Origin of the sequence: Sediminibacterium roseum (assembly GCF_009939005.1) — a bacterium.
GTDB lineage: Bacteria > Bacteroidota > Bacteroidia > Chitinophagales > Chitinophagaceae > Sediminibacterium > Sediminibacterium roseum.
In genome coordinates this window covers 352,874-365,539 of the sequence record NZ_JAACJS010000002.1, presented here as the reverse complement: position 1 = coordinate 365,539, position 12,666 = coordinate 352,874, and the positions used below count along the sequence as shown (strand labels likewise).

At 48.8% G+C, this 12,666-nt stretch carries 11 protein-coding genes; 6 read left to right on the top strand and 5 right to left on the bottom strand.

All coding sequences use genetic code 11. The features are described 5' to 3' along the window. Positions 1–36: 36 nt before the first annotated feature. The gene (locus tag GWC95_RS01575; protein ID WP_161816915.1) at positions 37–423 is read right to left on the bottom strand and encodes a Rid family detoxifying hydrolase; all 387 of its coding nucleotides are present in this window, start codon (positions 421–423) and stop codon (positions 37–39) included. A 228-nt stretch (positions 424–651) separates the two neighbouring features. On the opposite strand from GWC95_RS01575, the gene GWC95_RS01570 reads away from it, so the two are divergent. From GWC95_RS01570 to GWC95_RS01555, 4 genes are all read left to right on the top strand, one after another. Next, positions 652–1,269 (top strand): 3-hydroxyacyl-CoA dehydrogenase family protein, encoded by a 618-nt coding sequence (locus GWC95_RS01570; protein ID WP_161816914.1) that lies wholly within the window; start codon positions 652–654, stop codon positions 1,267–1,269. A gap of 66 nt (positions 1,270–1,335) precedes the next feature. Beyond that, a complete protein-coding gene (gene tsaB, locus GWC95_RS01565) occupies positions 1,336–2,019 on the top strand; it encodes a tRNA (adenosine(37)-N6)-threonylcarbamoyltransferase complex dimerization subunit type 1 TsaB (RefSeq protein ID WP_161816913.1) in 684 nt (227 codons plus the stop codon). Between the two features lie 113 nt (positions 2,020–2,132). Beyond that, the gene (locus tag GWC95_RS01560) at positions 2,133–2,468 is read left to right on the top strand and encodes an ArsR/SmtB family transcription factor (RefSeq protein WP_161816912.1); all 336 of its coding nucleotides are present in this window, start codon (positions 2,133–2,135) and stop codon (positions 2,466–2,468) included. Between the two features lie 87 nt (positions 2,469–2,555). After that, positions 2,556–3,992: an MBL fold metallo-hydrolase gene (locus tag GWC95_RS01555; protein ID WP_161816911.1), complete on the top strand. Its 1,437-nt coding sequence runs from the start codon at positions 2,556–2,558 to the stop codon at positions 3,990–3,992. Between the two features lie 33 nt (positions 3,993–4,025). On the opposite strand, the gene GWC95_RS01550 is transcribed toward GWC95_RS01555, so the two are convergent. From GWC95_RS01550 to ispG, 4 genes are all read right to left on the bottom strand, one after another. After that, complete coding sequence (locus GWC95_RS01550; RefSeq protein WP_161816910.1) at positions 4,026–4,928, bottom strand: lysophospholipid acyltransferase family protein; 903 nt, start codon at positions 4,926–4,928, stop codon at positions 4,026–4,028. Between the two features lie 17 nt (positions 4,929–4,945). Next, on the bottom strand, positions 4,946–5,854 hold the full coding sequence (locus tag GWC95_RS01545; RefSeq protein ID WP_161816909.1) for a lysophospholipid acyltransferase family protein: 909 nt from the start codon (positions 5,852–5,854) through the stop codon (positions 4,946–4,948). A gap of 17 nt (positions 5,855–5,871) precedes the next feature. Further along, a complete protein-coding gene (nadB, locus tag GWC95_RS01540; RefSeq protein ID WP_161816908.1) occupies positions 5,872–7,467 on the bottom strand; it encodes an L-aspartate oxidase in 1,596 nt (531 codons plus the stop codon). A 90-nt stretch (positions 7,468–7,557) separates the two neighbouring features. Beyond that, positions 7,558–9,567, bottom strand: coding sequence for a (E)-4-hydroxy-3-methylbut-2-enyl-diphosphate synthase (gene ispG / locus GWC95_RS01535; protein WP_161816907.1), 2,010 nt, complete (start codon positions 9,565–9,567; stop codon positions 7,558–7,560). Between the two features lie 135 nt (positions 9,568–9,702). On the opposite strand from ispG, the gene GWC95_RS01530 reads away from it, so the two are divergent. Together GWC95_RS01530 and GWC95_RS01525 are read left to right on the top strand one after the other, a co-directional pair. Next, a complete protein-coding gene (locus GWC95_RS01530) occupies positions 9,703–12,156 on the top strand; it encodes an outer membrane beta-barrel protein (protein ID WP_161816906.1) in 2,454 nt (817 codons plus the stop codon). A 64-nt stretch (positions 12,157–12,220) separates the two neighbouring features. Beyond that, positions 12,221–12,637: an aspartyl protease family protein gene (locus tag GWC95_RS01525; protein WP_161816905.1), complete on the top strand. Its 417-nt coding sequence runs from the start codon at positions 12,221–12,223 to the stop codon at positions 12,635–12,637. Positions 12,638–12,666: the final 29 nt, after the last annotated feature.

Here is a 12,666-nt window from a genome sequence, read left to right as displayed (position 1 = left end):
TCGAATGATCAGATCGCTTCGTTCCGCAACAACGGCCTAGAGGTCAACCACGGCGATCATGCTGATCTCTACATTCACACCTCGCGGCAATCCTTTCACTGCAACGGTTTCGCGTGCGGGGTGGTCGCCGGTAAAATAGGATCCATATACTTCGTTCACCTGTGCAAACAGGCTCATATCGCTCAGGAAAATGGTTGTTTTAACAACGTGCTGAAAAGTGAGCTTCGACTCGCTCAGGATCTCGCCCAGGTTTTTCATTACCTGGTGGGTCTCTGCCTGCAGGCTGCTCAAATCGAGTTCGCCGGTTGCGGGCACAAACGCAACCTGACCGCTGATGAATACAAACCCGTTCGCTTTAACGGCCTGGTTGTAGGGGCCGATGGGCGCCGGCGCTTTGTCGGTGATGATGATCTGTTTTGACATAAGATTGTTTTAATCACAGGCAATTTGCTGTATTTCTGGCAACCTGCCAACCTAAATTTAGGGGGTGGTTCAGACTGAAAACCTTATTTTAAGCCACAGATTTCACGGATGAACACAGTCTTTTGTAGGAAGGTAACAACACAAGGGTTCAACTGTGTTCATCCGTGAAATCTGTGGCATTTTTTTTTGCAACGCGCCACCACCTAAATTTGCGCTTCAATCCTACGCATGTATATAATTGTAAAAGCAGGTACACAACAAAAAGAGGAATTCTTATCCAAAGGGTTTCCCGAAGCCGTGCGCGTGGAATTTATTACAGGCGGCGCCGTCGCCAGCAACGCCGATGCCTACTTCGATCTTTGTTTTGAAGAAGAGGGCCCGGCATTTGCAGGCATCACACAACAGCCGGTTTTTGTAAATGCGGTGATCGGCACCTGCAAAGAACTCCCGGCCAACTGTATCCGCATCAATGCCTGGAACGGTTTTCTGAAAAGAGAGATCGTAGAGATAGCAGGGAACGATGGATCGCTGATCGCAAATGCAGAGGAGATCCTGAACGCCCTCGGATGGAAATTCCAGGTTGTGCCCGATGTTCCGGGAATGATCGCGGCGCGCGTCATTGCCATGATCGTTAACGAGGCGTATTACGGGTTGGGCGATGGCATCAGCACCAAAAAAGACATAGACACGGCTATGAAGCTTGGCACCAACTATCCCTTTGGCCCGTTTGAATGGAGCGCAAGGATCGGGCTGGGAAAGATCGCATCGCTGTTACACAAATTGAATGAAACCGACAGTCGGTATGCAGTTGCACCTGCGCTGGATAAAGAAGTGAATGAACTTTAATACAGTATCACCAACTAATCAAAGGCACCAGTGATGCTATTCACCGGTGGCCGCAAAACACCAAAAATGCCCTTACTACTAAACATAGACACCGCCACCGAACACGCCAGTGTTTGCCTTAGCAAAGACGGGCATGTGCTGGGTATGATTGAAAGCACGGAGCAGAAGAACCATGCTTCTTTTGTGCAGCCCGCCATCCGGCAGCTGATGGCAGATGCGGGTTACCCTTTGCAGCAACTCGATGCAGTAGCGGCCACTTCCGGGCCCGGAAGCTATACCGGTTTACGGGTGGGCATGGCCTCGGCCAAGGGCATTTGCTATGCGCTTGACAAACCGCTTATTCTCATCCATACACCCGAAGTAATGGCGCAGGCCGTTGTTTCGCGCGAGCCCTTGTTCGATCCATCGTTCCTGGTATGCCCCTTGATCGATGCGAGAAGAATGGAAGTATTTACGGCCCTTTACAACGCTTCGCTCAGCGAGGTTCAACCGCCGCATGCGGCGATCATTGATGAAAGCAGTTTTTCGGAACTTCTGAACGAAAAAACAGTGGTGTTCAGCGGCTCGGGACGAACCAAATTGAAAGGAATTGTGAGCGCGCCCTCCGCTTTGTTCTCCGATGTACAGCACCACGCAGGCGACCTGGCGGCGCGTGCATTAAAAGCCTATGAGTCAAGGCTTTTTGCCGATCTGGCCTATAGTGAACCGCTTTATGTGAAAGAGTTTTTCAATCCGCAACCAAAGCTTTAAAACAAAGTAAAATAGGTATTCATATAATTTGTACTATGAATACCGATGCAATGTTGTAACTTTAGCTCGTACGATTAAGTTTTATTAACCCCCCAATTACAACTTTTATTGTCATGAGCCAAACCTTACAAGCCGTTACTCTGGTGAACGGTAAGAATCAGATTAAGGTTGATTTTTTGCACACCAAAAAAGCATCACTGATCCTCAGGTCCATTAACCACAAACTCCGTCAGCAGATCATCAAATTGCTGGATGAGCATGAGAAAATGACGGTTACCGAGATCTATGTGAAACTCCGGCTGGAGCAGTCGGTGGCATCACAACACCTTGCCATCCTCCGCCGCGCAGGCATCGTTAGCACAACACGTGATGGCAAATTCATCTTTTATTCAGTGAATTACACGCGTCTTGCAGAAGTGGTAAGTTTTGTTGAAACACTGGTAGGTTGACAGGTTTCGTGCCATTTCAGCTTCTTTTTCCCTAATCCGTATCCATTGGCCTGAAGCTTGCCATTATCTTTGCTTAAAATAGACAGCATGTTCATCAAGCAATTATATACCGGCTGTATCAGCGAGGCCGCTTATTACATTGAGAGTGACGGTATTGCCGCCATAGTGGATCCTATGCGCGATATCGAAGAATACCTCGTGCTGGCGAAAGAGCGCAATGCAACCATCAAATACATATTTGAAACGCATTTCCATGCCGATTTTGTAAGCGGGCACCTCGATCTTGCCGCTGCTACGGGCGCAACCATTGTATACGGCCCGTTAACGAACACCAAATTCCCTGTACACGTGGCAAAAGACGGGGAATTATTCCCGATAGGCAAGCTGCAAATGGAAGTGGTGCACACGCCCGGCCACACACTCGAAAGCAGTTGTTTTTTATTGAAAGACGAAACCGGGAAAGACCGCGCCATCTTTACCGGCGATACGCTGTTCGTGGGCGATGTGGGCCGTCCCGACCTGGCACAAAAAGGAAACGAGATAACAGTGGAGGACCTGGCGGGCATGATGTACGACAGCCTGCAATCAAAAATAATCCCGCTTGCGGATGATGTTACTGTTTACCCGGCCCACGGCGCCGGCAGCAGTTGCGGAAAAAACATCGGGCCGGAAACCTACAGCACGATCGGCGAACAGAAACAAACCAATTACGCATTGCAGCCGCAGACAAAAGATGAATTCATCAAGGCCGTTACAGACGGGCTCACTGCGCCGCCGCAATATTTCCCGATCAACGCAATGATCAACAAAGAAGGTTACGAGAGCCTCGACGCTGTTTTGGAAAAAGGCCTGCAGCCCTTGCCGGTAGCGGTTTTCAAGGAAAGATCGAACGAAGAAAACACGATCGTACTGGATACGCGCAATGCATCAACCTTTACCGCAGGTTTTTTACCTGGCTCTGTGAGCATCGGTCTCGACGGGCGCTTTGCCGAATGGGCCGGAAGCCTGTTGCCCTTCGATAAAAAAATGATCCTGGTTACAGAAAAAGGAAAAGAGAAAGAAACCATCGTGCGACTGGCCCGTGTGGGCTTCGACAAGATCGAAGGATACCTCGACGGCGGGTTCGAAGCATGGCAATCGGCCAATGAGCCGATCGATATGGTCATCGATGTAGATGCCGATGAACTGGCAATGGATATTCCTTTCGATCAAAACCTCGTGATCCTCGATGTGAGAAAAGAAAGTGAATACGCAAACGGACACATCAAAGACGCCATCAACATACCGCTCACCGACCTTACGGACCCGGGAAGCATGGCAGATCTCGACGACAAGCACAATATCTATGTGCATTGTGCGGGCGGCTACCGAAGCGTGATCGCTTCATCATTGCTGAAGAAACAAGGCATCCACAACATCAGGAATGTGGTTGGCGGATGGAGCAAGATCAAGGAATTGCCGGATAAGTTTTCGATCGAGAAAGACGGGCAGAACATTGAACAACCGGCGGCCAACGCTGAATAAAAGATCAACAACCGCTCCGGTCTTAACGGAACATCAGCCATCATTTCGTGTTGCATCAATACCAACGCTCCTGTGTTTTGCAGGATCAAACTCCCATTTCCATCTCCTGTGGCTCCACAGGTAATTGGCGGGCTCTTTCCTGATCGCTTTTTCGAGGTATTGAACATACAACGCGGTTAGTTGTCCTTCTCCGAAATCGTTTGGCGACAAGGTCATCACTTCAAGTTCGAAATGATAGTAGCCGCGTTTTACTTTGTAAAAATGACCAAAGGCGCAGATCATATTGTTTGTTTTTGCGCCTTTCTCGGGGCCGGGCACAAAGGGCGTCATGCGGTTGAAGAACGGGATCCAGTACGCCTTATCGGGAGAGCCGGGATTTTGATCGGCCGCGAGTCCCAAAGCATATTGCGGGGGCGTGAGTTCTTTGAACTTGTGCCTGAATTCTGTTGCCGACAACATCAATGAGCCATAGCGTTTGCGCAGGTCAACGATGATCCTGTTCAACCCTTTGTTTGCCACCGGCAGGTACACCACCACCAGCGGCAGTTTTGCATATTTTGAAAACCCGAGGTTCGCAAACTCCCAGTTGAAAAAATGGCCGGTGAACATTTGTGCGCTCCTGCCCGTATCGTACAACGCATTGATCACTTCAATATTGGAAGTAAAACGCCTGCTGAATGACCGATCGCTTACAGAGATCAGTTTGATGGTTTCAATAAATGTATCCGTGAAGTTTTGGTAAAAATCTTTTGCGATGCGCACCCTTTCCTGTTCCGTTTTTTCCGGAAAGGCGATGGATAAATTGTGCATCACCACTTCCCTGCGATAGCCGAAAACATAATAGATCAATCCATACGCAGCATCACTAACCAGGTAAAGAACACGCCAGGGCAGCAGGGAAAGAAGGTAGAAGATGGGGTAGATGATGTAATACATTGAAGCAAATATAGCGGCTATTGGCCATTGGGTATCGTGTCGTCTTCGCCGATCCACATCTCCCTGTACTCTTTTTTCCACGCATGTTTCCATCGCCTGTGGCTCCACAAGTATAGTTCGGGTTGCAGGCGTATGTTGTGTTCGAGGAACTTTACATAGCGGCGCATGATCTCTCCCTCGGGCAATGCGCTGGGATCTTCTACCAGCAGGTGTGATTCACAATGATAGTAGCCGCGCCTGGGCCTCGTGGTAAGGGTTACGGTGACGGGGATGTTTTGCCCGCGTGCATATTTTTCCGGGCCCTTTACAAAACAAGCAGGGCGGTTCATAAAGTTAAGCCAATAGCTGGCGGCGGGAACAACCGGGCTTTGGTCGCCGATCAGCGCGATCATGTATTGCTTTCTGCGCCATGGAATGATCTGTCGCGCCATCTCGGGCAGTGGTATCAGCACACTTCCAAAACGCCCGCGGATGTATTTCAACAGCCGATCCATTACCTGGCTTTTCTGCGGGAAATAAACCGCGAGTACCTGGTAGGGTTGTGTTGCGCTGAAAAAAAAACTCAATGCCTCCCAGTTGAAAAAATGGCCGAAGTTTCCCTGCAGCGATCTTCCCGTGGCGTGTTGTTCAAAGAAAATGGAGACGTTGCCGGTAAATCTTTTCCGGATTGTTTTTTTGCTGATGGAAATAAGTTTGATCGTTTCGATCCAGTTGTCGCAAAACCTGCTGTAGAATTTCTTTTCGATCTCTTTTCTTTCTGCCGGCGTCTTTTCCGGGAAAGCATGGAGCAGGTTATCGGCCACCACTGTTTTCCTGTAGCCGACCAAGCGGTAGAGGATGAAAGAAGCAACATCGCTCAACGCATACAGCACCCGCCAGGGCAGCAGGGAAGCAACATACACCAATGCGAATACGAGATAATACATCAGCCCTTGTTTGCCTTTTACAAAATGATATTCTGCAGCAGTTCACTTTTCTGCGGGTGATCTGTATTGAAATGCAGGCCGCGGCTTTCCTTCCTGAATTCCGCGCCTTTTACGATGAGGTAGCCAACGGTGATCAGGTTTCTCAACTCACACAACTGCGGCGATACTTTTGTGGAGCGGTACAATGCTTCTGTTTCCGTAAACAGGAGATCGAGCCGTTTCATGGCGCGTTCCAGGCGGATGTCTGTTCTTACAATACCTACATAATCGCTCATGATCTGCTGCAGTTCTTTCTGGCTCTGTGTGATCAGGATCATTTCGCCCGGTTCGGTTGTGCCTTTTGCGTCCCAGTCGGGTATCCTTTCTTCAAAAGAAATATGGCCAATTTGTTGTATGCTGTCGAGGTAACACCTGTGCCCGAACACCATCGCTTCGAGCAGGCTGTTGCTCGCCAGGCGGTTTGCGCCGTGCAGTCCTGTGCTTGCGCATTCGCCGCACGCGTACAGGTTCTGAATAGATGTTCTTCCCCACTCATCCGTTTTTATTCCGCCGCAACTGTAGTGTGCAGCGGGTGCCACAGGTATCATCTGCTGCATCACATCAATTCCCATGCGCATACATTTTTCGTAGATGTTGGGAAAATGGTGGATGAACTTTTCTTTATCCATGTGGCGGCAATCGAGGTACACGTGTTCCGTACCGTTGCGTTTCATTTCATTATCGATGGCACGTGCAACGATATCGCGCGGAGCAAGGTCGCGGCGCTCATCGTACCGTTCCATGAATGCTTCCCCGTTCTTGTTGCGCAATATGCCGCCATCGCCGCGCACCGCTTCGGTAATCAGGAACGAAGGTGAAACACCCGGCTCATACAATGCAGTGGGATGGAACTGTATAAACTCCATGTTCTCGATCTTTCCTTTTGCGCGGTACACCATCGCTATTCCATCGCCGGTGGCAATGCGTGGATTGGTAGTGGTTCTGTAAGCTTGCCCGCAACCGCCCGTTGCCAGCAAACAGATCTTCGCAAGTATTTTTTCAATCCTGTTGTTGTGCAGGTTGAGCACGTACACACCATAACAGGTGATGTCTAAAGTGGATTTTGTGACGAGGTAGCCCAGATGGTGCTGTGTAATGATATCAACAACAAAACAATGGTTAACGAGTTCAATATTGGAGATGGTTCGCAGCTCCTCGAGCAGCGCCCTTTCCATTTCCTTGCCTGTTACATCTTTGTGGTGGAGTATCCTGTTCTCGCTGTGGCCGCCTTCTTTGCCGAGGCTGTATTCGCCTTTTTCATCTTTGTCGAACTGGGCGCCATAGGCGATGATCTCCTTGATCCGCTCCGGTCCCTCTGTTACAACGATCTCAACAATGCGTTCGTTGCACAGGCCATCTCCTGCGATCAGTGTGTCTTCAATGTGTTTGTCGTAACTGTCCTTCTCCTCATCCCAAACACCCGCTATGCCACCCTGGGCATATTTGGTATTGGTTTCATCGGCCTGGGTTTTTGTGATAACGGTTACCTTCTTACCGGGAAAAGCTTTAGCGGTCTTCAGCGCATAGGTTAAGCCGGCAATGCCCGATCCAATCACTAAAAAATCTGTCTGCATAAATTATTTTTGAGTACGAATCTTAAGTAGAGGTACAACATCGAAGTATAAAAAAACTGGAAGCATCGAATCAACCTGTTCGTGCTTACCTTATGCCGGTTCCACCCATGCTTCGTTTTCTTTCAGGAGGTTGATCAGCTCATCCACTGCAATTTCGCTGTCGATGTTTCTTTTCATGATGTCTTTGCCCTTGTACAACGTGATCTTGCCTACTCCGCTTCCTACATAACCAAAATCTGCATCGGCCATTTCGCCGGGACCGTTTACAATGCATCCCATGATGGCGATCTTTACGCCTTTGAGGTGATGGGTCACGCTCCTGATCTTCGCTGTTGTTTCCTGAAGGTCGAACAAGGTTCTTCCGCAGCTGGGGCAGCTGATGTATTCTGTTTTAGAGATCCGTGTACGTGTGGCCTGCAGGATACTGAATGCGGTTGAGTTGATGAATTGTTCAACCGTTGTATTGCTGCTGTAATTTCTTCCGCTTGTATCCTGCGTTCCGGCCGATTGCATTTTGTAGCTCTGCGTGGTCATACCCAGGCAGATGCCATCCCCAAACCCATCCAGGAACAATGCGCCGCATTCTGTTGAGTAGTGTATGAGGTGCTCGTCTGTGGTTTGCCAGTTGCTGTCTGTGATCAATACAACAGGATTCTGGATGGCACGGTTAACCAGCTCCATGAACATCCTGCGTACCGCGGGCATCGCATGCTGGTCGGTGCTGCTTAAACAAAGCACAACGGTGGGGTCGTTTGCGATCTCATCGAGATGGGTATGATCGTTTATAGACGTTGCATCGCCGTAGCAATCGATCATCACAAAATTCAACACATCGCTTTTGCGCTCCGCGTTTACATAGCCCGTTATATCGAAGATGGGAAAATGTTTTTCTTTGCCGGCCGCCAGCGCCCATGTTGCGGGATAGGTGATAACGGATAAGGTTCCGGGTAATGCAAAATCAAGTTCTACATTGCCTGTAAAAACATAATCTGCTGCAGCGTCGCTGATGTTCCATTTGTCGAGCGCCTCATCGTATTTGTATCCAATGCTTTCCAGGTCCTTTGGCGCGATCTTCTGCAGTTTCCCAAGATCGGCCACTACAACCGGCACTTGTTTGCCGCCGATGTTCTTTACTGCAAAGGTTTCCCTTCTTTTATAGGTGAACGGGCTGTAAGGGATCTTATCAGCAGGTGGAATGTGTGCCGCGGCAGATGCCCTTGTTGTATATCGTTTTACAATATCGCGGCAAACAGGGATCTCGAATTCGGGATCCTCTGTGAGACTCACGCGAACCGTATCGCCGATGCCATCTTCGAGCAGGGTGCCGATGCCTGCTGCGCTTTTTACACGGCCGTCTTCGCCATCGCCTGCTTCTGTAACGCCAAGGTGTAATGGATAGCATTCGCCGAACTCTGCATCCATCTGCTGGATCAGTAAGCGGTACGCCTGTACCATCACCTGCGGGTTACTCGCTTTCATGCTCAGCACAATGTTGTGATAGGTTTCTGCGCGTGCGATGCGTAGAAATTCCATTGCGCTCTCTACCATTCCCATCGGGGTATCGCCATAGCGGCTCATGATCCTGTCGCTCAGCGAACCGTGGTTGGTGCCAATGCGCATAGCCGTTCCGTATTCCTTGCAGATCTTCACCAGCGGCGTAAAGCGTTCGCGTATGCGTTCGATCTCTTCGAGGTATTCGGCATCGGTGTAATCGATCTGTTCAAATTTCTTCTTGTCAACATAATTACCCGGGTTCACCCTCACTTTCTCAATAATGCGCGCGGCGATCTCTGCTGCGTTGGGTGTGAAATGGATATCAGCGATCAGGGGTGTGTTGTAACCTCTTTTGCGCAGTTCGTTCTTTATATTCAGCAAATTCTCCGCTTCTTTTTTACTCGGCGCCGTTATCCGCACCAGTTCCGCACCGGCCTCGATGCACCGGATGCTTTGTTCTACTGTGGCCAGTGTGTCCATGGTGTCTGTAGTGGTCATGGTCTGCAAACGAATGGGGTGCCCATTGCCAAGCAGCAGGTCGCCGATCTTTACTTCGCGTGTTTTGAGCCGGCTATATTGTGTAAGCGAGTTACAATACAATTGCATAGGAGGTAAATATGCTGCAAAATTAACAGTTATGCGGCAGACAAACAGGGCAAATGCCCTGTGAACCTCAAATTAACCCGTTTGGCTGTAACCTTTTAACAAAACCGGCGTTCCCGTTCGTACAAAACCAGACCAATGAAAAAGTTTCTTCAGCGCGGGATCTGCCTCAGCCTCGGAGTATTGTTTGTAAATGCCCTTTCTGCCCAGGTTTTGCCTGTGGTGCGCGGATCAATTCTCGATAACCACAAAAAACCCCTGGCGGGCGCATCTGTTTCTTTGCTCAATGCAAAAGATTCATCTGCAGTAACCGTAGTGGCAACGGATGTCAATGCAAAATTCCTGTTTAAGGAGGTGAGAGAAGGAAGCTATATTGTTTTGGCTGAATCGGTAGGTTATAAAAAATATTACAGCGCGGTTGTTATCGTTTCAAAACAGGATGTTGCTGTGCCGGTGATAGAACTGCAGGAGTTGACCGGCGAATTGGGTTCGGTAACCGTTACCGCATCGAAGCAGGTTGTAGAGCAGAAGCTCGATAAAACCGTTGTAAACGTTGACGCGATGATTTCCAGTGCCGGTGCCAATGCGCTTGAAGTATTGGAAAAAACACCAGGGGTGATCGTGGATGAAAATGGCGCCATCAGTTTCAAAGGCAAATCAAGTGTATTGGTGATGATCGATGACAAACCCACTTATCTATCCGCCAGCGACCTCGCGGCTTACCTGCGCTCCTTACCCGCTGCGCAGCTTGACAAAATTGAGCTGATGGACAACCCGCCTGCACGTTACGATGCGGCTGGAAACGGCGGGGTGATCAACATCAAAACGAAAAAATCAAAAGCAAAAGGATTCAACGGATCGCTCTCTGCAAGCTACGGGCAATCGTACTATGCAAGGTTTACGGAGAACCTGAACCTGAATTACTATACCGGCAAAACAAACCTGTTTGTAAGCATCGGCAGCAACCAGCAAAAGACAAGGCGCGAGCTTACCATCGACCGGGATTATTACAACGGAAGCGGGCAGCTGTATTCAATGTTCAGGCAGAACACCTATTTCAACCCGGAAAGCAGCAACCCGAATGCAAAAATCGGTTTCGATTTTTATGCAACACCAAAAACAACATGGGGAATTGTATATACAGGATCGGTTTCGGACAGGAGCGAACTGCGCCCTACCTACAGCAACCTGTACAATGCTTCGGGTGTGCTCGATTCGAGCATACGCGCCGATAACCGCAGCAGCAGCCGTTTTTCGAAGCATGGCGTTAACCTCAATTATACGCACAAGTTCGACAGCACCGGTAAGGTTTTGAATTTTGATATGGATTACATCAACTACACATCCAACCAGGACCAATCGTTTTCAAACGGCACTTACAACCCGGCCGGCGGCTTAAAGGGCGTACAGGATATTACCGCGCAGGTGCCTTCCAATATCTCTATTTATGCAGCCAAGGCCGATCTTTCAAAACCATTGCCGGGCAAGGCAAAAATTGAAGCAGGACTGAAAACGAGTTATGTTACTTCAGATAACGAAGCGAGGTATTTTGATGTTGTGAATGGAGTGCGTACGGTGAACTACAACAGCACCAATCATTTTATCTATAAGGAAAACATCAATGCGGCTTACCTCAGTTTCAACAAAGAGATACGGCGGTTCAGTATACAGGCAGGGCTGCGCCTCGAGAACACGAACGGGAACGGGCACCAGCTGGGTAATGCATACAAGCCCGATTCTGCGTTTACAAAACAGTATACGAACCTTTTCCCAACCGTTTACCTTTCGTACAAACTGGACTCATCCGGCAACAACAATCTGTTCTTTGCATTTGGCCGCCGGATAGACAGGCCCAATTACCAGGACCTGAACCCGTTTGTTTTTATCATCGACAAGTTTACATCGTTTGCGGGCAACCCGTTTTTGCGCCCGCAGTTTTCGAATGATTTTAAAGTATCGATCAATCACAAAAACAAATTGACGTTGTCTGCGCAGTACATTCATACTTCAGATGTACAGATCGAAACGATCGACCAGGCAAATGGTGTGTTCGTGAGCCGCAATGGCAATATCGGCAATTGGGATTATTTCCTGCTGAGCCTTGAAACGAACCTGCGCCCGGCGAGTTGGTGGACATTCAACTCGTACACCGATTTTTTCAATTACCAGAAATACAAAGGCAGTGTTCCTTCGGGAAAAATAGAAACGGCCACGACTTATGTTTTTGCGCAACTCAACAACCAGTTTACCCTGGGCAAAGGATGGAGCGCGGAGCTTGGAGGGTTTTATTGTTCACCGCGCCAGCAGGCGCAGTTCGATAAGATCGCTTTCGGACAGGTGAATGGCGGCGTGCAGAAAAAGTTCTGGAGCAACAAGGCCTCTGTGCGTTTGAATTTCAGGGACCTGTTCAATACCAATACATCAACGGGCAACATCACCAATGTACCCAATGTGGCCATACGCTATGCAAACAGGTTTTACAACCAGACCTTCACCCTATCTTTCGCCTACAGTTTCGGAAAACAACCGGGAACGGAACAGAAAAGAAAAACAGGCAGCGCCGATAGTGAGGCAGGAAGAGCAGGCAATTAAATCGCGTATAAATACCTAATTTTTGAATGATGGCGGTATTTAATTTTACCGAAAATTATTCAATATGGGATATGTGTTTGCAACGATTGGGCTGGCAAATAGATGGCATGTGATCAACGACCGGCACGAATTGGTGGATGATTACGAGATCAGGAGCATAGAGGTTGAAATGCTGGTTGATACCGGAAGTTTGTACATGTGTATAAACGAATCCATTCGAACCTACCTGAACCTTGAAGTGATAGATAAAGGAAAGTTTCAGTTGGCAGATGGGATGATTGGTGAATATGAAATCGTAGGCCCTGTAGAAGTAAGGTTTGCAAACCGGACCTGCCGCGTAGATGCTATTGTTTTACCCGGCAACAACCAATGTTTACTCGGCGCTATTCCTATGGAGGCGATGGATATCCTGATCAGTCCAACCCGGCAGGAGCTCGTGGTAAACCCGGCCCATCCCGATTATGCGCTTTTCAGGTTATAGGCTTGTTGTTCTTTATAACATCGTTGATC